We start from the raw sequence: 19458 nt of genomic DNA, 5'->3' as shown, positions 1-19458 counted from the left end.
ACCTCTCGGGCACGGGGCGGGACTTCAGGTGGAGCATAGGGCGATTGACACGTCAAGAATAACCTATCTACGATAACATATCACAGTTCGCGACCGGCAGGGGTGGATGCAGGATCACAAGACCGAAGACGGCGTCTGGCTCTACGACCTGCGCGTGGAGACCGTGCTCGACCCGGACCGCCCGCCGGTCTGCCGCCATGTGGCGGGGGAGAGTTTCCGCGTCGAGGGCGAAGCACTTGTCTTCGAGGCCGGGCAGCGGGTCTCGATGTATGCGCTCGCCGCGCTCCTGCCGCTCTTGCCCGCCAAGCAGCGCGAGACCGCACCCGGGGACTGGATATCCACGGATGCCGAAGTGGCCTGCCCGGATCCCCATTGCGGCGGGCGGTTCCGCATTACGCGCGAGGCCAAGCGTTGGTTCGCCCATGCCGAGACCACGGGCCTGCCCGAGGCGCGCGGCACCCCCTATTGGACAAAGGACAGGCCATGAGCGCGGTTGAAACGATCGCCTTGCGCCCGGATCACGAGATCTCGCGCGTGATCAAGGGCGGCTGGCAGCTTGCCGGGGACCATGGGGCGGTGGACCGCGCCACGGCGATCCGCGACATGGAGGCCTTTCTCGATGCGGGGATCACCACCTTCGATTGCGCCGACATCTATGTGGGCGTCGAAGAGATGATCGGCCAGTTCATCGCCGATCTGCGCCAGCGCCGTGGCGCCTCGGTCGCGGGGCGGGTCAAGGTCCATACCAAACTCGTACCCGATCTCGGACGGTTGGCGGAGCTGCGCCCCGAGGAGGTGATGGCGATCATCGACCGCTCGCTCCGGCGGCTGCAGGTGGAGCGTCTCGATCTGGTGCAGTTCTTCTGGTGGGACATGACGCAAGGCGTGCCGACCGAGGCGCTTGCGGTGCTCAAGGCCGCGCAGGCCGAGGGCAAGATCGGCCATCTGGGCGTCACCAACTGGGATATCGCCGAGACCGCGCAATTCGTGGAGGCCGGGTTCGACCTGATCTCGACGCAAGTGCAGTATTCGGTGCTCGACCCGCGCCCGCGCAATGGGTTGACCGACTGGGCCGCCGCGCAGGACATCCAGCTGTTGTGCTATGGCAGTTTGGCGGGCGGGTTTCTGACCGAGGACTGGCTGGGCGCGCCGGATCCCGGGTTCGAGTTTCAGAACCGCTCGCTCATCAAGTACCGCCTGATCATCGACGAGTTCGGCCCTTGGGCGCGATTTCAGGATCTTCTGCGCGTGCTGCGCGAGATCGGGGCCAAGCATGGGGTCGGGTTGAGCGCGGTCGCCACGCGCTATGTGCTGGACCAGCCGCAGGTCGGCGCGGCCATTGTCGGGGCGCGCTACGCACGGCATCTGCCGCGCACGCTCGAAGTCTTTGGCTGGACGCTGGATGCCGAGGACCGCGCCGCGCTGGATGCGATCCTGTCCCAGGCCAAGGGACCCAAAGGGCCGGTTTACGGGTTGGAGCGGGACCGCTCCGGTCGCCATGGCCGGATCATGAAATACAACCTCAACACCAAGCCCGATGACGCGGTGCTGGGGGCAGGCACGTGAGCGCGCCGATCCTCGCCACGCGCGGGCTGTCGCATTTCTTTGGCCCGTTCCAGGCGCTGAATGATGTATCGCTCGAGATCACGCCGGGCAGCATGACCGGGCTGATCGGGCCGAACGGGGCGGGCAAGTCGACCCTGTTCAATGTGCTCACCGGGGCGTTGCGCCCGAGCGCGGGGCAGGTCGTGCTGAAGGGCGCGGAGGTGACAGGTCACACGCCCGACGCGCTGTTCCGGGCCGGGCTCGCGCGCAGTTTCCAGATCCCGCGCCCCTTTGCGCGCATGAGCGTGCTTGAGAATGTCATGCTCGCGCCCATGGCACAGGTGGGCGAGCGGCTCTGGGGCGCGTTTCTGAGCGCCAAGGCCATGCGGCGGCAGGAGGAAGAGATCCGCGCCCGCGCCATGGAGGTGCTGGACTTCGTGACCCTCGCCAAGCTCGCCGATCAGGCTGCCGGGCAGATCTCGGGCGGGCAGATGAAACTGCTGGAACTGGCGCGGGTGCTGATGGGGGATCCGGCGGTGATCCTGCTGGATGAGCCCGCCGCGGGGGTGAACCCGGTGCTGACCGAGGTGCTCATCGACAAGATCGAGACCTTGAACCGGGCGGGCAAGACCTTTGTCATCATCGAGCATGACATGGATTTCGTCATGCGCCACTGCACTCCGATCATCGCGCTGGGACAGGGGCGGGTGATCTTCGAAGGCACGCCAGAGGATGCGCTGGCCGATCCGGTGCTGCTCGACGCTTATCTCGGGGCGCAGGCCGATGGCTGACGCGCTGCGGATTTCCGGGCTGGTGGCGGGGTATCGCCCGCATCTGCCGATCCTGCACGGGCTTGACCTGCGCGCGGCGGCGGGCAAGGTGACCGTGATCATCGGGCCCAACGGGGCGGGGAAATCCACGCTGATCAAGGCGGTGGCGGGGCTCGTTCCGGTCTCGGACGGGGTGATCACCACCGAGGCCGAGACGATCACCAATCTGCGCCCGGACCTGCTGGCGCGCCATGGCGTGGCCTATGTCCCGCAATCGGACAATATCTTTCGCACCCTGACCGTGCGCGAGAACCTCGATCTGGTGCTGCGCCATGCGGGGCGCGAGACCGGTGACCGACGCGCGGCCCTGCTGCGGCAATTCCCGGTTCTGGCCGACAAGCTGAGCGACAAGGCCGGCGCCCTTTCGGGCGGCCAGCGCCAGTTCCTCGCCGTGGCCTTGGCGCTGGCCACCGAGCCGCGACTGGTGCTGATGGACGAACCCTCCGCCGGGCTGGCCCCAAAGGCCGCGCAAGAGGTGCTGGAACATGCGCGGAGCCTGACCGAGCGTGGGGTCACGATCCTGCTGGTGGAGCAGAACGTGAAACAGGCCCTGCGCCTGTCGGATCATTGCTACATCCTCGCCGATGGCCGCAACCAGCTTGACGGGGCGGCGGCGGATCTGCTGACCGATCCGGTGGTCGGGCAGATTTATCTCGGCGGCAAGCGGGTGGCGGCCTCATGATCCAGCATCTGCTCGACGGTATTCTCGTGGGCGCGATCCTGTCGCTGGGCGCGATCGGTCTGACCATGACCATGCATATGCTGCGCTTTGCCAATTTCGCCCATGCGGAGCTGTTATCGATCGGGGCCTATGCGGCGCTGGTCTTTGACGGGCTCTTTGCCGCCCTGCTGCCGCAGCTGGATGCAGCGCTGCCGATGCTGAGCCTGACCTGGACGCTGAGCTTGGCGACGGTGCTGAGCATGGTCCTCACCGGCCTGTCGGCCATCGCCATCGACCGGCTGGTCTTTCGCCGGGTGCGCGAGAAAGGCGGGGAGCTGTCGATGGTGTTTGCGTCCTTCGGGGTGGCGATGGTGATCCGCAACCTTCTGGGCCTTGGCTTCGGACTGAACACACAGCTTTACTCGGACGAGATCGTCTTCGCGCAGGTGCTGAGCTATGACCCGCTGGTGCTGGTCAAGCCCGATCAGGTCTTTGCGCTGGTCGCGGCGCTGGTTTTGATGTTCGTGCTGCATCTGGTGCTGTCGCGCACGACCTTCGGGTTTTCCCTGCGCGCGGTGGCCGAGAACCCGAGCCTCGCGCAGGTCTCGGGCATCAATCTGCAGCGCATGGTGGCGCTGATCTGGATCATCGGGGGCAGCCTCGCCGCCGTGGCGGGGATCTTTTACGGGCTGACGAACCAGATCACCCCGGTGATCGGGCGCGATCTGGTGCTGCCGATCTTTGCAGCGACCATCGTCGGCGGGATCGGGTCGATCTATGGCGCGGTGCTGGGCGGGTTCCTTGTCGGGATTGCCGCGAACCTCGCATTGGTGATCCTGCCCTCGGGCTACAGCCCCTCGGTGCCCTTTCTCATTCTTGTGCTGGTGCTGGTCCTGCGGCCCCATGGGCTCTTTGGGGAGGCGCGGGAGACATGATCGGCCTGTTATCCTACCTCGTCTTTTTCAGCACGCTGGCGGGCATTCTGGCCATCGCGGTGCTGGGGCTGAATTTGCAATGGGGCAATACGGGGCTCTTCAATGGCGGGGTGGTCGCGTTTTTCGGCGCGGGCGGCTACGCGACGCTGATCCTCGGAGGCGCGCCGCAGACCGCCCATCTGGGGGGCTATGACCTGCCTTACGGGCTGGCACTGGGCGGCGGCATCCTGATCGCAGGGCTCTTGGCCTGGGGCGTCGGGTTGCTGACCCTCCGCCTGCGCCATGATTATCTGGCGATTGCCACGTTCGGTGTCGCCGTGGCCTTTGAGAACCTCGTGCGCAACGCGCAAGGGCTGGCCGGGGGCGCGTCGGGTGTGCGCGGGTTCGAGCGGCCGCTGAGCGACCTGCTCGGTGCAGGGCTCAGCTATAACATCGTCTTTCTGGCCTTCGTGCTGACGGCGCTGATCCTGACCTATCTCGGGCTGGAGCGGTTGATCCGTGGCCCGTTCGGACGGCTTCTGCGGGCGATCCGCGAGGATGAAATCGCGGCCCGCGCGCTGGGCAAGACGCCGGACCGCGTGCGCCTCGTCGCGTTCATCGCGGGGTCGGTCATCATGGGGCTGGCCGGGGGGCTCTATGCCACCTTCTATGCCTTCATCAGCCCGCAGGATGTCCTGCCGATCCTGACATTCCAGATCTGGGCAATGCTCATCGTCGGCGGGGCGGGCAACAACCGCGGGGCCATCGCGGGGGCGTTCCTGATCTGGGGTGCCTGGACCGCGAGCGGCTGGGCCCTGTCGCGGTTCGCGCCCGTGGAGGTGCAGCTTTATACCGGGTCGATCCAGTTCGTGCTGATCGGCCTTGTCATCGTCGGCATGTTGCTCTGGCGGCCTCAGGGCCTGTTCCCGGAGCGGCTTGTCGTGTCACAATCGGGACAACCCGACAGATAAAAACCAGGGAGACTTTCATGACCGGATCCAAGACGTTTTCACCTAGATTGACACGGGCCAGCCTGATGCTGGGCGTGACCTTCATCGCCGCTAGCCTCGGCGGCGCGGCGGCAGCACAATCCTGCACCACCAAGATCGGTGCGGTGCTGCCGACCTCGGTGGACTGGGGCAAGCCGATCGCCGCCACGGCACAATTCGCCGTAGATCAGGTCAACGAGGCCGGTGGCGTGAATGGCTGCCAGATCGAGATGGTCCTGCGCGACAGCCAGGTTGACCCCAAGGTCGGCGTGGATGCGGCCAAGGCATTGGTGGATCTCGACGGGATCGACGTGCTTCTGGGCGCGGTCTCGTCCGGGGTGTCCATGCCGATCCTGACCTCGGTCACGGTGCCGTCGGGTGTGATGCAGATGTCGTGCTGTTCGTCCTCGACCGTGTTCACCGGGCTCGCCGAAGAGGGCAAGACGGAAGGCCTTTGGTTCCGGACCTTCGCCACCTCGGGCGTGCAGGCGGCCATGGGGGCCAAGGTGGCCGCTGATCAGGGCTACAAATCCGTTGCCGTGCTCTACAAGAATGACGATTGGGGGCAGGATATCGGCAAGCTCGTGGCCGAAGATCTGGCCGCGCTCGGGATCGAGGTGACCGGCTCTGTCGCGCTGAATGACGGCCAACCGTCCTACCGGGCCGAGGTGACCGAAGCCCTGCGCGGCAAACCCGAGGCGATTTATCTCGCGCTCTATCCCAAGGAAGGGATCGCGGCAGTCCGGGAATGGATCTCGCTCGGTGGGACCCAGAACATGATCGTCGCGAATTCCCTGAAATCCGAGGAGTTCGTCGAGAATGTCGGCCTGCAGTTCCTCGGCAACACGCTCGGCACGGACACGGCTTCGCCCCGTGCGGCCTCGGCGGATGCTTTTGTGGCAAGCTATACCGAGAAGTTCGGCAGCGCCCCCACGGGGCCGGGCCTCGCCAACAGCTATGACGCGGCGATGATCGCGCTTCTGGCCATGCAGGCGGCGGGCGAAGGCGCGTCAGGCGCAGAGATTGCAGCCCAGATCGGGCGCGTTACCAACCCCGAAGGCACACCGATCACCGCTGATGGGGCGGGCTTCACCGCCGCCGTCGAGGTGCTCGCCGGGGGCGGGGATGTCTTCTACCAGGGCGCCACGGGGAATGTGCAGTTCGACGCCAATGGCGACGTGTCGGCCCCGGCCGTGATCTGGAGCTTCTCGGAAGAGGGCATCACGGAAGAGGAATATATCTCGCTCGATGATGTGAATGCCTTCATGGCCGATCTGAACTAACCCGGTTCAACAGCGTCCAGAGCAGGGCCGTCCCGAGGGGCGGCCCTGTCTGCATTCGGGAGCGATCGGGCCCGAGGATCATTGCGCCCGGGCCGCGCCGCGCTAGAGTATCCCCAAGCCGGGGAGGGCAGCGCATCATGGGAAAACCGATTGTCATTCTGGGCATCTTCGTTGCCGATTGCGCCTTTCGCGCAGGCCGGATGCCGAAGATGGGCGAGACCACTCTCGGCAACAGCTTTGCCCTCAATCCCGGGGGCAAGGGATCGAACCAGGCGATTGCCTGCGCCCGGGCCGGGGGCGACGCGCATATGATCACGCGGCTCGGGGCGGATGCCTTTGCCGAGATGGCCGACGGGATCTGGCAGGAGGCGGGTGTCACCCCGCATGTTCACCCCATGCCCGAGAGCTATACCGGCGCGGCCCATATCTTCATCGAGGAGGCCACGGGCGACAATGCGATCATCGTGGCCCCCGGCGCGGCGGGCCATATGGATGGGAGCGATCTGGAGGCCGAGGCCGCGTTAATCGCCGGGGCCGGGGTCTTCATGACCCAGCTCGAGCAACCGCTCGTCGCGGCCCATCGCGGGCTTGAGATCGCGCGGGAGGCCGGGGTCATGACGATCCTCAATCCGGCGCCCGCCGCGGAGCTGTCCGATGCCATGCTGGGCCTGTGTGACCTCATCACGCCCAACGAGAGCGAGGCCGAGGCCCTGACGGGGCTCCCGGTGACCAATCTGGCCGAGGCCGAGGCCGCCGCCGATGCCCTGCGCGCGCGCGGGGCCGGGGCCGCCATCATCACGCTGGGATCCCAAGGGGTGCTCTACAAGGATGCGACGCAGTGCCTGCACCAACCCGCAAAGGCACCGGGCCCCGTGGTCGAGACCACCGGGGCGGGGGATGCCTTCAACGGTGGGCTCGCCACTGCGCTGGCCGAGGGGCAGAGCATGGCCGACGCGTTGGCCTTCGGCTGCGCCACTGCGGGGATCTCGGTCACCCGGCCCGGCGCTGGCCCCTCCATGCCGACGCGCGCCGAGATTGAGGCCTTCCTTGCCGAGGTCTGAGCGTAGCTTGTACGGAGGCGGGGGATGATCCTCGTGGTCACGCCCGAGACGGTGCTGGGCAAATCCACGCTGGACACAAGCTACGTACCGCGACGGCTGATGTCGCTGGGCGTTTGGGTCTATCCGCGAGGCGGTCTCTTTTCCAAGCTGTTCTGGCGGATCGTGTTCGAGAAATCGCTCGCGCGCTACGTGATTGCGCTTCTGCCCTTTCCGCTCCTGATGATCGCGCGGCCCGATTGGGCGCTGGGTCTGAGCCAGGCGCCGCTGGCGATGTTCGGTTTCGTGCTGATCATCGAGACCTATGTCCTGACCGTGTCGGATCGCGACAAGCGCCGAGCACTGGCCACGGAGGCCGAGGTCGCGCGGGTGCAGGACCTGCTGCAGGTGCGGGCGCGCTCGGTTCTGGCCCGGATCGCCGCCGCACGGGACATGCGCGCGGGCGAACTGCACCTGATGATCGAGCAATCGGGCCTGATCCGGGTACCGCAGCTCACCTTTCTATCGGTGCAAGAGGGTGGGGAGGATCCGCGGTTCCTGTCCCTGACACCTGCGGAACGGCAGGACGTGCAAGACACAATCTTTGCCGAGGGCCTGACCGAGGACGCGTTGCAGCGGGTGAACCTGTCTCAGAACAAGCTTGAGGTCAGCATCGCCTTCGACCCGGCGGAGGTTTCCGCCCATGCGCGCCTTGCCGCCATGGCGCGGGCGCGGCCTTCCTAGCGCTCCATTGTCAGGAGGGTGCCGAACGGCGGACGCTGGGCCGGTGGTTCGGCGCAGGCCCAGATGACGGGCAGGCGTCCGGGCGGGTCGCCGAACGGGCCGTCGCAATCGGTGAGCAGGATGAGGACCGAAGGGTTGAGCGACGCGGCCTCGGCGATAACCTCGACAAAGGAGGTGCCGCCGTCGCGGGCGAAGTCCCAATCTGCAAGGCTGTCGGACCAGCCCGCGCCGCGCATTTGGCGGTGGCTCTGAACCACTTCGTCAAAGAGCATCACGTGGATCTCGGCCATCACGCGCCGCCCGATCCGGGCGACCTGGGCGGCGAAATGGGCCAGATCTTGCCCCGTGATCGAGCTTGAGCAATCGAGCGCCAGCACGATCCGGGGCTGCATCTGATCCCGCTGGCGGGCGGGCTCGAACACCGGGACTGGGCGGCCATTGGCGCGGGCCTCGGTCTCGGCGGCGACCCAGCGCCCTGCCGGGCGGCGAAAGCTAGGCCGGGGCGCGTCGCGCAGGGCCCGGTCCAGCAGGTTGCGCAGGGTTTGTTCCCACGGGGTGCGGCTCTCGGGGATATCCGCCAGACGAAAGCCGAGCGCGCCGATCCCGCGTCCGGCAAGCTTGCCCGCCTCCAGCGCGCGGGCCAGATGCTGCCGCCATTCGAAATCCTGCGCCTCTTGGGTGTCGTCTTCTCCGCCTCCACCGTCCTGCTCGGGCGCGAGATCAGCTCTGTAGCCATCGGCTTCGGCGGCCTCGGTCAGCGCCTCGCGCGCCTGCTTGGCCCGGCCTGCGTCGCCCCCATTGCCGCGCAGGGCCATGTAAAGCCGCTCCGCATCATACTGGCCCAGAAGATCGCGCGCGGTCGCTGCCGGGGCCGCGCGGCCCAGGGTTGCAAGTGTCACATGGGGGCGGGGCTGGATGTAGCCCGCAGCCAGCAGGGTCTCGTTGATCAGAACATCGGCGGCAATGCCGAAAAGCTCGGGCGCAAAGGCCGGCCCCAGCCGAAGTTCCAGCCCATTGGCGCGGGCGCTGTGGCGCAGGGCGACATGGAGGATGTGATGGGCGCAGAGCCCCATCTGTTCCGACAGGCCGAGCCCTTCGAAGGCGGGGCCATAGGCAATGCGCACGCCCTGGCTTTGTGCAGGCAGCGCGCCAAGATCCCGGTCGCGATGCTGGCACCAGAGGGCCAGTGCGGCAAGGGCTGGGTCCGCCTCCGAGAGCTTCTGCAGCGCCCGTGTCGCCCGTTGGGAATGCGCAGCGGCGCGGGTCATGGTCAGGCCAGCCCGGCCTCTTCGCGCTGGCGCGCGTAGTCGGCATAGGCGGGGGAGTCGAGGAAGCTTTCGGCCAGATCGAGCGCCAGACCCCGCTGGATCAGCAATTCGAACCCATGGGTGCGCAGCTCCTCCAGGGGCAGGGTGCGAAAGACGGGTTCGGGCCGCGCCTCGGCGAGCCGGGTCAGATCCGCCATGCAGGCGATGACCCCGGTTGCGGTCTCGGCGTTCAGCGCGCCGATCAGTCCGTAAACCAGCGCATGAAGGCCATGCATGCTGTCCGGGTAGAGGGCGAGGCGCTTGCCGGGCTCGGCCTGCAGCAACTCATCGATGCGCACGGTCGCGGCGACCTCGTCAGCGACGAGCGCGAATTCCGCGCCGATGGCCTCGCCAACCGTGCCCGCCACGAGGATATTGCGTAGCCGCCGGTCCGGTGTGGCGCGCAGGATGGCGCTGACCCGGGCCCATGCGCGCGGGGTGGCGGCGATGAGGTCGTCACGCTCCTGTGCGGCGCGCACCGTGCTGAGCAGATCGCCCCGGCTGCGCAGGAAGGCGATCACCGCTGGGTGCAGGCCATTCGGGATCGCGTAATTCTCGAGCCAGTCCGACGCGCTCGCCACCACATGCAGATGTACCAACCGGTCCGACAGGGCGCTGCCCATCTCATAGGCGATGGCGCCATCCTCGACCGTGTTGCCCGCAGCCACGAGAAACACGGTATCGGGCAGACGGTGCTGGCCCACGCGCCGCTCCTGCAGCAGGCCATAGACCGTGGGCTGCAGGGATGGGGCGGCGGCGGTCAGCTCGTCAAGGAACAGCACCGCCGGGCGCGCCGGGTCATCGGGCAGATCCTCGGGGCGGTACCAGACGGTCTTTTGCGCGTCGTGGTCGTAATAGGGCAGCCCGCGCAGATCCTGCGGCTCGATCGTCGTGAGGCGCAGATCGAAGAGCCGCGCGCCGATCTCCTCCGCGAGTTGCTGAATGATCTCGGTCTTGCCCACCCCGGGCGCGCCATGGAGCATGTAAGAGGCGGTGAGCTGCCCGGCCCGTTGCGCGCTCCAGGCCGTGCGCAACACGTCCAGCGCGGTTCCGGCGGACACGGTCATTGCATTCAGTGCCATGGCACCCCCTCTCTCGTCTTCGCAGAGCTAGGGCGCGGGGCGGGGCGGTCGAGCGTCAGTGGGTGGTGACCTTGTTGGCCAGCGCATAGCGTTTCTGGGCGAGGGCCTCGCGGCGCTGTTGCTCTTCGCCCTTGCGAAAGCTGTCGCCCACGAAATCGATATGCTCGCGGGCTGCGGCCTCGGCCGCGTCGGCGTCCCGGCGCAGAATGGCCGCCCCGATCGCCTCATGTTGGGCCAGCAGCATCTCGCCCGTGCCGTCAATCGCGCGCAGGTAGTCGCGGTTGTAGAACACGCCCCGCCGGGTGAGCTCGTAGATCGAGGACATCATATGGCTCAGCATGGTGTTGTGCGAGGCGTCCACGATGGAGGAATGGAAGTCGATATCCGCCTCCATGGAGGTGCGCGCATCATGGGCCTCATGGGCGATGCGCATGGTCTCCAGATGCTGGGTGATGACCTTGGCATCAAACTCCGTATGGCGATCCGCGGCGAGACGGGCGGCGAAGGCCTCCTGTTCCTTGCGGTATTCCAGATACTCGAAGAACGCCTCGCCATGGCGCGAGAAGAGATCGAGCAGGGCAGGGGACATCGCCTTGTTCGTCAGCTGGGCGATAAAAGAGCCTTCGCCCTTGAGCGTTTCGATCAGCCCGTGATCCTCGAGCCGGCGCAGGGCCTCGCGCAGCTTGGGCCGCGACACCGAGAGCGCTTCGGCCAGATCCCGTTCGGGGGGCAGTTTGCTGCCCTGTCGCAACACGCGGCTGACGATGAGCTCCTCGATGCGCTCAACGACCGCGTCCGCCACCGATTCGTGGTCGATGGGTTGGAATATAGAAGCTTCGACAGGCATGGAGTGATCCTCTGTGCTGGCCCACGTGGTAAATAATATTGTCCTGAATCTCGATTTGGCAATACGCCTTTCGTGCCGCAGGAGGCCGAATACCTTTGTATACGGCGGTATTTAGCCAATCCGACATCCCAGATGCCGATTAAAAAACAGTCAATGCTCTGCAACGCACGCATAGGTGGTATGCGCACAGATTGTCGCGGCTGGTAAATAAAGTTTGCCACGTCGCCGTGGTAAAGTTTATGAACCATGACAGGGTGGCGGAGGACACATCCAGCGCCCCAAACATTGAAATGGCCCCGAGCCACGGTTTTTTGTGGAGGAAACACATGAAAAAGACCCTGACCTGCCTGCTGGCAGCCGCGACCATGTTGACCGCACCGGTTGCGCATGCAGCAGACAAGATGCTGCTGAAGACACCCATCGCCTTCTCGACCGCTCTGCCGGGTCTGGGATCCCCGATCCCCCGTGTGGCCGAAGCGCTCAAGACCATGTCCGGCGGCACGCTGCGCATGAAAGTCTATGAGCCCGGCAAGCTGGTTCCGGCCTTCGAGATCCTCGACGCGGTCTCCTCGGGCAAGATCAATTCCGGCTACACCACCGCGGGCTACTGGGCGGGCAAGATCCCGGCCGCGCCGCTCTTTTCGGCTGTGCCCTTCGGCCCCGAGGCCGGTGAGTACATGGCGTGGCTCTATTACGGCAACGGCATGGACCTCTATCAGGAGATGTATGACCAGGCCGGCTACAACGTCAAAGTCCTGCCCTGTGCGATCATTGCGCCGGAGACCTCCGGCTGGTTCGCCAACGAGATCAACTCCGCCGAGGACCTGAACGGCCTGAAGATGCGCTTCTTCGGTCTGGGCGGCAAAGTCATGCAAAAGCTCGGCGTTGCCACGTCGCTGCTGCCTGGTGGCGAGATCTTCCCGGCGCTGGAAAAAGGCGCGATCGACGCGACCGAGTTCTCCATGCCCGCCATCGACGCCCGTCTCGGCTTCCACAAGCTGGTGAAGTTCAACTACTTCCCCGGCTGGCACCAGCAGGCGACCGTGTTCGAACTGATGATCAACAAGGACGTGTGGAACGAAGCTTCCGAGCAGCACCAGGCGATCATCGAAAGCGCCTGTAAAGCCTCCATGGCCGACAGCTTTGCCGAAGGCGAAGCCATCCAGCACGCCGCTCTGATCGACAATATTGAAAACAACGGTGTCGAGATGAAGCAGTGGTCGCCCGAGATGCTCGAGCTGTTCCGGACCACCTGGGACGACGTGGCCGCCGAAGAAGCTGCCAATGACGAGTACTTTGCCAAGGTTCTCGCCGACATGACCGAATTCCGCGAAGGCTATGCCCTTTGGAAGCGGAACGCCTTCCTGCCGCGTCAGTAACGCGTCTGGGCCGGGGCGGCGCCCCTCCCCCTCCCAATTCCCGCGCCGCCCCGACTACCCCCTGATTTTCAGACATTTCAAAACCTTATGCAAAAGCGGCTGGGCAATTGCGCCTGCCATCTGGGGACCCAAGGAGAGGACTAATGGCCGTGCAGCCCAATCAGATCCAAGATCCAATCGAAACATATGAGCATCTGCTCGAACACGAAGAGCGCGACACGCAATCCTTTGCGATCGCGCTCGACAAGACCGTCAAAGGCGTCGGCCATGTGGTCATGTGGGCCAATATCCTGCTCATCACCGCAATCGTGGCGCAGGTGCTGTTCCGCTATCTTCTGAACCAGAACTTCCCGAAGCTCGACGAGATCCAGTGGCATTTCTACGGGGCTGTCACGATGATCGGCATCTCTTACGCGCTCGTCACCGACAGCCATGTGCGCGTTGATCTGCTGCATATGCAGCTGAGCCGCCGGTCCCAGCGGATCATCGAGGTGATCGGGATCCTGACCCTGCTGGTGCCTTTCATCTACCTGATGGTGGATCAGGGCTATGACTATTTCTACGAGAGCTACCGGGTGAACGAGCGCTCCGACAGCCCGACGGGCCTGCCCATGCGCTGGGCATTCAAGGCGATCATCCCGTTCAGCTTCGTGATGCTGGCGCTCGCCGCCCTGGCGCGTCTGGTCCATGACGGGCACGCATTGATGGTCGGCTACGAGGATGAGAAGGCGGGCAAGGGCCTTGGCCTGATCCTCGCGGCGCTGGCGGCCTTTGCCGTCGTGGCCTTTGGCCTGACTTTCCTGGTGGAGACCACCGAGGAGAAGCTGGTCGTGGCGATGTTCATGACTTTTATCGCGCTTCTCTTCACCGGCTATCCGGTGGCCTGGACGCTTGCCGGGGTGGGGGTTGCCTATTGCGGGCTCGCCTTCCTCTTTGACAATGACCTGATGCTCTGGACCGGGCTTGAGGGCACGCTGACCGGGCTCGACTACCTGACCCTGGGTGCCACGGTGAACCGGGTCTACGCGACCATGTCCAACGCGGTGCTTGTCGCCCTGCCGATGTTCATCTTCATGGGCCTCATGCTGGACGAATCCGGTGTGGCCGAGCGTCTGATGACCTCGATGCAGCGTCTGTTCGGCAAGACCCGTGGCGGTCTGGCGATCACGGTGACGATGATCGGGATCATCCTCGCGGCCTCCACCGGCATCATCGGTGCCTCGGTCGTGCTGCTGGGCGTTCTGTCCCTGCCGTCGATGATGGAGCAGAAATACTCGCCCAAACTGGCCGCCGGTGTCGTCTCGGCCTCGGGTACGCTGGGCATCCTGATCCCGCCGTCGATCATGCTTGTGATCATGGCCGACCAGATGGCCCTGTCCGTGGGGGATCTCTTCATGGCCGCGGTCTTCCCGGGCGTGATCATCGGGGGGCTCTACCTCGTCTATATCTTCGTGATCTCTTACCTGAAGCCTGATGTGGCACCGGTGCCCGAAGGGGCCGTCTCGCCGGATTGGGACGCGGTCAAGGACGTGCTGATCGCGGTTCTGCCGACACTTGGTCTGATCCTTGCGGTGCTGGGCTCGATCTTTGCGGGCATCACCACGCCGACCGAAGCCTCTGGTGTGGGCGCCTTGGGCGCGACGCTGCTGGCGCTGGGCTATCGCAAGCTGACCCTGCAGAAGCTGGTCAATGTGCTGGTCTCGACCTTCAACACGACCGCCTATATCTTTGCAATCTTCCTCGGTGCCACGGTCTTCTCTTACGTCCTGCGTGAGCTGGGCGGAGACGAGCTGATCGAGCATATGATCGCCTCGACGGGTCTGGGTCCGAATGGCACCGTGCTCTTCATCCTGTTCATCGTGTTCCTGCTGGGCTTCGTTCTGGACTGGATCGAGATCACCCTGATCGTGCTGCCGCTGATGCGTCCGATCGTGAACGGGCTGGGCATCGACATCCCCGGATTTGACGTCATCGACGAGCCGGCGCTCGTGTGGTTCGTCATTCTTGTCGCAGTCACCCTGCAGACATCATTCTTGACTCCGCCGGTCGGGTTTGCCCTGTTCTATCTCAAGGGGGTATGCCCGCCGGAGATCAAGCTGCTGGACATCTACAAAGGGATCATTCCTTTCGTCCTGCTGCAGCTGACGGGGTTGGCGCTGGTGTTCCTGCTGCCTGCACTTGCAACCTGGCTACCCTCCGTAGCCTACTGAAGGAGGCTGGGCACATGACCGATCAAGAGCTTGTCGAGACCCTGCGCGGCATCGTTGGCAAACGCCACATCCTGACCGATGCCCGCAAGACCGAGCGGTTCCGCAAGGGCTTCCGCTCGGGGGAGGGCGATGCCCTGGCGGTCGTGCAGCCAGCGACAATCCTGGAGCAATGGAAGGTCCTGCAGGCCTGCGTGAAGGCGGACAAGATCGTCATCATGCAGGCGGCCAATACCGGGCTGACCGAAGGCTCCACCCCCAATGGCGGTTATGATCGGGACGTGGTCCTGATCAACACGCGCCGGATGGACAAGCTGATGACGCTCGATGGCGGGCGCCAGGTGATCAGCCTGCCGGGGGCCACGCTATTTGCGCTGGAGAAGCTGCTGGATCCGCTGGGGCGCCAGCCTCATTCGGTGATCGGCTCCTCCTGCATCGGCGCGTCCATTGTCGGCGGCGTGTGCAACAATTCCGGCGGCTCCCTCATCGAGCGGGGGCCGTCCTATACCGAACTGTCGCTCTTTGCGCAGATCTCGGCGGATGGCCAGCTGGAGCTGGTCAACCATCTGGGCATCAATCTGGGCGAGACCCCGGAAGAGATCCTGACACGTCTGCAGACGGGCGCGTTCACCGATGCGGATGTGGAGTATTCCAACAAGCAGGCCTCGGATACTGAATACGCCACCCGCGTCCGCGACGTGGATGCGGACACCCCGGCGCGGTTCAACGCGGACAAGCGGCGGCTCTACGAGGCGGCGGGCTGCGCGGGCAAGCTTGCGGTCTTTGCCGTGCGGCTGGATTCCTATCCCAAGAACGAGGCCGAACAGGTTTTCTATATCGGGACCAATGATCCCGAGGAGCTTACGGCGCTGCGCCGTCACATGCTGGCGGAGTTCAAGACGCTGCCGGTCTCGGCGGAATACATGCAGCGCGAGATCTTCGATATCTCGGAGAAATACGGCAAAGACACCGTGATGATGATCAACTGGCTCGGCACGGACAAGCTGCCCATGTTCTTTGCGATCAAGGGCGCGGTGGATGCCAGGCTGAACAAGTTCGCGCTGACCCGCGGGTTTACTGACAAGTTCATGCAATTTGCCAGCCGGTTGGTGCCGCGTCTTATCCCCCCGCGGCTGATGGAGTATCGCGACCGCTACGAGCATCATCTGATCCTCAAGATGCGCGATAGCGGGATCGACGAGGCCCGGCTGTTCTTGAACGGGTTTTTCGCGACGCGGGACGGTGACTATTTCGAATGCACCCCGCAGGAAGGCAAGATCGCCGGTCTGAACCGCTTTGCAGCGGCCGGGGCGGCGATCCGATACCAGAACATCCACTTCAACGAGGTCGAGGACATCCTTGCGCTCGATATTGCGCTCAAGCGCAACGAGCGGGCCTGGCTCGAAGAGCTGCCGCCCTCGATCTCCGACAAGCTCGTGCACAAGCTCTATTACGGGCACTTCATGTGCCATGTTTTGCACCAGGATTACATCGTCAAGAAAGGCGTCGACGTAAAGGCGCTCAAGGCGGAAATGCTTGAATTGCTTGACCAAAGAGGGGCGGAATACCCGGCAGAGCACAATGTCGGCCACCTCTATCCGGCGAAACCGGATCTCGCGGCGTTCTACAAGTCGGTGGATCCGACGAATTCCATGAATCCGGGGATCGGCAAGATGTCGAAAGCCAAGTATTATGGCGAAGAACGGGAGGAAGTTTAATGTTGAACCATTGGTATGCGTCAGATGCGTAGCGCTATGCATCTGGCAGGGGTTCTGACCTAACAGACCCCGTGTTAACACGGCATCAGAGACATAGGAGCGTCAGTCGCACAGCGTCCTACGGGGCGTGAGCGGAAGGGGGGAGGCATTTTGCCAACCGGACTTTGCGATTGATTTAGTGTTAAACGAATTGGAGCCGGCTCCGAACGGGGCTCCTGAGGGATAGAGGACCATGACTGACACCAAACACGATATTGATCCGGTCGAGTCACAGGAATGGCAGGAAGCCATTGAAGATGTGATCGCACGGGATGGCGCGGATCGCGCGCATTACCTGCTCGACAAGGCCGTGCAACAAGCCCGCGCCGCAGGTGCCACGCTGCCGTTCTCGGCGACAACGCCTTACCAGAACACCATTCCCGTGGACGATCAGCTCGAATTCCCGGGCGATATGGACATGGAATGGCGCATCCGCACCATCAACCGCTGGAACGCCATGGCCACGGTCGTGCGCCGCAACAAGGTGTCCTCGGAATATGGCGGGCATATCGCGTCCTTCGCCTCGTCGGCGGTCATGTACGATATCGGTCTGAACCACTTCTGGCGCTCCAAATCCGCGATCCATGGCGGCGATCTGGTCTTCTTCCAGGGGCACGTGATCCCCGGGATCTATGCGCGCTCCTTCATGGAGGGCCGGATTTCGGAAGAGCAGCTCGAAAACTTCCGGTCCGAAGTGGACGGCTCGGGCCTGAGCTCTTATCCGCACCCCTGGCTGATGCCGGATTACTGGCAGTTCCCCACGGTTTCCATGGGTCTTGGTCCGCTCATGGCGATCTACCAGGCGCGGTTCATGAAATACATGCACAACCGCGGCCTGATCGACATGGCCGACCGCAAGGTCTGGGTCTTCCTCGGCGATGGCGAGATGGACGAACCCGAAAGCCGGGGCGCGATTGACCTGGCCGCGCGCGAAGGTCTCGACAACCTGATCTTCGTGATCAACTGCAACCTGCAGCGGCTCGACGGCCCGGTGCGCGGCAACTCCAAGATCGTGCAGGAGCTGGAAGGCGACTTCCGGGGCGCGGGCTGGAATGTGATCAAGCTGCTTTGGGGCAAGGGCTGGGACGACCTGCTGGAGAAAGATGTCTCGGGCAAGCTGCGTCAGTTGATGGAAGAGACTGTCGACGGCGACTACCAGACCTTCAAGTCCAAGGACGGCGCCTATATCCGCAAGCATTTCTTCGGCAAGTATCCGGAGACGGCGGCGCTGGTCGAAGACTGGACCGATGATCAGATCTGGGCCCTGCGGCGCGGCGGTCACGATCCGCAAAAGGTCTATACCGCGTTCAAGAAGGCCTCGGACACCAAGGGTCAGCCGAGCTGTCTGCTGGTCAAGACCGTCAAGGGTCACGGGATGGGCTCGGCCGGTGAAGGCCAGAACACCACCCACCAGCAGAAGAAAATGAACGAGGATCAGCTGCGCGCCTTCCGCGATCGGTTCCAGATCCCGGTCAGCGACGAGGATGTGGCCAAGGCGCCCTTCGTGTCGCTCAACAACGCGCAGAAAGCCTATATCCTCGAGCGCCGCAAAGAGCTTGGCGGGGAATTCCCCAAGCGCGAATGGCGTGACACGCCCAAGCTTGAGATCCCGGCCCTTTCGAAATTCGACGGGCAGCTCAAGGGCACCGGCGATCGCGAGATCTCGACCACCATGGCCTTTGTTCGGATCCTGACCACGCTTCTGCGGGACAAGAATATCGGCAAGCAGGTCGTGCCGATCGTCCCGGACGAAAGCCGGACCTTCGGGATGGAAGGCCTCTTCCGCTCGGCGGGCATCTATAACCCGATGGGTCAGAACTACACCCCCGAGGATGCCGACCAGATGATGTTCTATAAAGAGAGCATCGACGGGCAGGTTCTGCAGGAGGGCATCAACGAGGCCGGCGCCATGGCCGACTGGATCGCGGCGGCAACGTCGTACTCCAACCACGGCGTCCCGATGATCCCGTTCTTCATCTACTACTCGATGTTCGGGTTCCAGCGGATCGGCGATCTGGCCTGGGCCGCGGGCGACAGCCGCGCACGGGGCTTCATGCTGGGCGGCACCGCCGGGCGGACGACCCTGAACGGCGAAGGTCTGCAGCACGAGGACGGGCATAGCCACATCCTCGCCGGGACCATCCCGAACTGCATCACCTACGATCCGACTTTCAGCTACGAAGTGGCCGTCATCGTCCATAATGGTCTGAAGCGGATGTATGTGGATCAGGAAGACGTCTATTTCTACCTGACGCTGATGAACGAGAACTACAGCCATCCGGATATGCCGATGGGTGTGGAGGATGACATTGTCAAAGGCCTGTACCGGTTCAAGAAAACCGCACGTCCGGGCAAGAAGCATGTCAACCTGATGGGCTCGGGCACGATCCTCGTGCAGGCGATCAAGGCGGCGGAAATGCTCGAGGACGACTTCGGTGTGACCTCGGATATCTGGTCGGCCACCAGCTTCAACGAGCTGGCCCGCGACGGTCAGGATGCCGCCCGCAACAACCGCCTCAACCCGCTCGGTGAGCCGCAAGTGCCGTTCATCACCCAGCAGCTTGAGGGGGCCAAGGGTCCGATCATCGCCGCCACCGACTACATGAAGAACTATGCCGAGCAGGTCCGCGCCTTTGTGCCCGGGGATTACACCGTGCTCGGGACCGATGGCTTTGGCCGCTCGGACAGCCGCGTGAACCTGCGGCGCTTCTTCGAGGTGGATGCGAACCACATTGCAGCCACGGCGATGGTGCAGCTCTTCAAGGCAGGCAACATCACCGAGAAAGTCCTCAAGGACGCTTTGGCAAAATACGAAATTGACGGCGAGAAGCCGAACCCGCGGCTGGTCTAAGGCCTGGGACGAGAGGAGTTAAGAA

The 19458-nt window shown here is 64.1% G+C and carries 16 protein-coding genes; 13 read left to right on the top strand and 3 right to left on the bottom strand.

Annotated elements, in window-relative coordinates; translation table 11 throughout:
• The first annotated feature begins 106 nt into the window (after positions 1 to 106).
• The 9 genes from ACP150_RS01415 to ACP150_RS01375 all read left to right on the top strand — a co-directional run bounded on the left by ACP150_RS01415 (position 107) and on the right by ACP150_RS01375 (position 8003).
• Positions 107 to 487 carry a TIGR04076 family protein gene (locus tag ACP150_RS01415; protein ID WP_424964753.1) on the top strand — a complete coding sequence of 127 codons (381 nt, stop codon included), beginning with the start codon at positions 107 to 109 and terminating at the stop codon, positions 485 to 487.
• Positions 484 to 1566, top strand: a complete 1083-nt coding sequence (locus ACP150_RS01410; protein ID WP_424964752.1) for an aldo/keto reductase — start codon at positions 484 to 486, stop codon at positions 1564 to 1566. The genes ACP150_RS01415 and ACP150_RS01410 overlap by 4 nt, the downstream gene beginning before the upstream one ends.
• Positions 1563 to 2336 (top strand): ABC transporter ATP-binding protein, encoded by a 774-nt coding sequence (locus tag ACP150_RS01405; protein ID WP_424964751.1) that lies wholly within the window; start codon positions 1563 to 1565, stop codon positions 2334 to 2336. The genes ACP150_RS01410 and ACP150_RS01405 overlap by 4 nt, the downstream gene beginning before the upstream one ends.
• On the top strand, positions 2329 to 3057 hold the full coding sequence (locus ACP150_RS01400) for an ABC transporter ATP-binding protein (protein ID WP_424964750.1): 729 nt from the start codon (positions 2329 to 2331) through the stop codon (positions 3055 to 3057). The genes ACP150_RS01405 and ACP150_RS01400 overlap by 8 nt, the downstream gene beginning before the upstream one ends.
• Positions 3054 to 3971, top strand: coding sequence for a branched-chain amino acid ABC transporter permease (locus ACP150_RS01395; RefSeq protein WP_424964749.1), 918 nt, complete (start codon positions 3054 to 3056; stop codon positions 3969 to 3971). The genes ACP150_RS01400 and ACP150_RS01395 overlap by 4 nt, the downstream gene beginning before the upstream one ends.
• Complete coding sequence (locus ACP150_RS01390; protein WP_424964748.1) at positions 3968 to 4921, top strand: branched-chain amino acid ABC transporter permease; 954 nt, start codon at positions 3968 to 3970, stop codon at positions 4919 to 4921. The genes ACP150_RS01395 and ACP150_RS01390 overlap by 4 nt, the downstream gene beginning before the upstream one ends.
• A 17-nt stretch (positions 4922 to 4938) precedes the next feature.
• Complete coding sequence (locus ACP150_RS01385; protein WP_424964747.1) at positions 4939 to 6222, top strand: ABC transporter substrate-binding protein; 1284 nt, start codon at positions 4939 to 4941, stop codon at positions 6220 to 6222.
• A gap of 137 nt (positions 6223 to 6359) precedes the next feature.
• Positions 6360 to 7283 carry a ribokinase gene (locus ACP150_RS01380; protein WP_424964746.1) on the top strand — a complete coding sequence of 308 codons (924 nt, stop codon included), beginning with the start codon at positions 6360 to 6362 and terminating at the stop codon, positions 7281 to 7283.
• A 24-nt stretch (positions 7284 to 7307) separates the two neighbouring features.
• Positions 7308 to 8003, top strand: coding sequence for a hypothetical protein (locus ACP150_RS01375; RefSeq protein ID WP_424964745.1), 696 nt, complete (start codon positions 7308 to 7310; stop codon positions 8001 to 8003).
• Here ACP150_RS01375 and ACP150_RS01370 read toward each other — a convergent pair.
• The 3 genes from ACP150_RS01370 to ACP150_RS01360 are packed head-to-tail and all read right to left on the bottom strand — an operon-like array spanning position 8000 to position 11239.
• The gene (locus tag ACP150_RS01370) at positions 8000 to 9271 is read right to left on the bottom strand and encodes a DUF2201 family putative metallopeptidase (RefSeq protein WP_424964744.1); all 1272 of its coding nucleotides are present in this window, start codon (positions 9269 to 9271) and stop codon (positions 8000 to 8002) included. The two genes, ACP150_RS01375 and ACP150_RS01370, sit on opposite strands and share 4 nt — an antisense overlap.
• 2 nt (positions 9272 to 9273) lie before the next feature.
• The gene (locus tag ACP150_RS01365) at positions 9274 to 10392 is read right to left on the bottom strand and encodes an AAA family ATPase (RefSeq protein WP_424964743.1); all 1119 of its coding nucleotides are present in this window, start codon (positions 10390 to 10392) and stop codon (positions 9274 to 9276) included.
• A 55-nt stretch (positions 10393 to 10447) separates the two neighbouring features.
• Positions 10448 to 11239 carry a FadR/GntR family transcriptional regulator gene (locus ACP150_RS01360; RefSeq protein WP_424964742.1) on the bottom strand — a complete coding sequence of 264 codons (792 nt, stop codon included), beginning with the start codon at positions 11237 to 11239 and terminating at the stop codon, positions 10448 to 10450.
• Between the two features lie 326 nt (positions 11240 to 11565).
• On the opposite strand from ACP150_RS01360, the gene ACP150_RS01355 reads away from it, so the two are divergent.
• The 4 genes from ACP150_RS01355 (at position 11566) to aceE (ending at position 19433) form a co-directional block, all read left to right on the top strand.
• Positions 11566 to 12618, top strand: coding sequence for a TRAP transporter substrate-binding protein (locus ACP150_RS01355; protein ID WP_424964741.1), 1053 nt, complete (start codon positions 11566 to 11568; stop codon positions 12616 to 12618).
• A 143-nt stretch (positions 12619 to 12761) separates the two neighbouring features.
• Positions 12762 to 14828, top strand: coding sequence for a TRAP transporter large permease subunit (locus ACP150_RS01350; RefSeq protein WP_424964740.1), 2067 nt, complete (start codon positions 12762 to 12764; stop codon positions 14826 to 14828).
• Between the two features lie 14 nt (positions 14829 to 14842).
• Positions 14843 to 16543, top strand: coding sequence for a D-lactate dehydrogenase (gene dld / locus ACP150_RS01345; protein ID WP_424964739.1), 1701 nt, complete (start codon positions 14843 to 14845; stop codon positions 16541 to 16543).
• A gap of 232 nt (positions 16544 to 16775) precedes the next feature.
• Positions 16776 to 19433, top strand: a complete 2658-nt coding sequence (aceE, locus tag ACP150_RS01340; protein WP_424964738.1) for a pyruvate dehydrogenase (acetyl-transferring), homodimeric type — start codon at positions 16776 to 16778, stop codon at positions 19431 to 19433.
• The last annotated feature ends 25 nt before the right edge of the window (positions 19434 to 19458 follow it).

Source organism: Dinoroseobacter sp. S375, assembly GCF_049800775.1.
Classification (GTDB): domain Bacteria; phylum Pseudomonadota; class Alphaproteobacteria; order Rhodobacterales; family Rhodobacteraceae; genus Dinoroseobacter.
Note: the sequence above shows the minus strand (reverse complement) of the source record. Positions and strands in the feature narration are given on the sequence as shown.

What these genes read in the sequence shown, in the direction of transcription:
- ACP150_RS01350 (WP_424964740.1), top strand. Translation starts at nt 12,762, where the DNA reads ATGGCCGTGCAGCCCAATCAGATCCAAGATCCAATCGAAACATATGAG.
- ACP150_RS01360 (WP_424964742.1), bottom strand. Translation starts at nt 11,239, where the DNA reads ATGCCTGTCGAAGCTTCTATATTCCAACCCATCGACCACGAATCGGTG.
- dld (WP_424964739.1), top strand. Translation starts at nt 14,843, where the DNA reads ATGACCGATCAAGAGCTTGTCGAGACCCTGCGCGGCATCGTTGGCAAA.
- ACP150_RS01365 (WP_424964743.1), bottom strand. Translation starts at nt 10,392, where the DNA reads ATGGCACTGAATGCAATGACCGTGTCCGCCGGAACCGCGCTGGACGTG.
- ACP150_RS01385 (WP_424964747.1), top strand. Translation starts at nt 4,939, where the DNA reads ATGACCGGATCCAAGACGTTTTCACCTAGATTGACACGGGCCAGCCTG.
- ACP150_RS01400 (WP_424964750.1), top strand. Translation starts at nt 2,329, where the DNA reads ATGGCTGACGCGCTGCGGATTTCCGGGCTGGTGGCGGGGTATCGCCCG.
- aceE (WP_424964738.1), top strand. Translation starts at nt 16,776, where the DNA reads ATGACTGACACCAAACACGATATTGATCCGGTCGAGTCACAGGAATGG.
- ACP150_RS01355 (WP_424964741.1), top strand. Translation starts at nt 11,566, where the DNA reads ATGAAAAAGACCCTGACCTGCCTGCTGGCAGCCGCGACCATGTTGACC.
- ACP150_RS01410 (WP_424964752.1), top strand. Translation starts at nt 484, where the DNA reads ATGAGCGCGGTTGAAACGATCGCCTTGCGCCCGGATCACGAGATCTCG.
- ACP150_RS01380 (WP_424964746.1), top strand. Translation starts at nt 6,360, where the DNA reads ATGGGAAAACCGATTGTCATTCTGGGCATCTTCGTTGCCGATTGCGCC.
- ACP150_RS01370 (WP_424964744.1), bottom strand. Translation starts at nt 9,271, where the DNA reads ATGACCCGCGCCGCTGCGCATTCCCAACGGGCGACACGGGCGCTGCAG.
- ACP150_RS01390 (WP_424964748.1), top strand. Translation starts at nt 3,968, where the DNA reads ATGATCGGCCTGTTATCCTACCTCGTCTTTTTCAGCACGCTGGCGGGC.
- ACP150_RS01375 (WP_424964745.1), top strand. Translation starts at nt 7,308, where the DNA reads ATGATCCTCGTGGTCACGCCCGAGACGGTGCTGGGCAAATCCACGCTG.
- ACP150_RS01395 (WP_424964749.1), top strand. Translation starts at nt 3,054, where the DNA reads ATGATCCAGCATCTGCTCGACGGTATTCTCGTGGGCGCGATCCTGTCG.
- ACP150_RS01415 (WP_424964753.1), top strand. Translation starts at nt 107, where the DNA reads ATGCAGGATCACAAGACCGAAGACGGCGTCTGGCTCTACGACCTGCGC.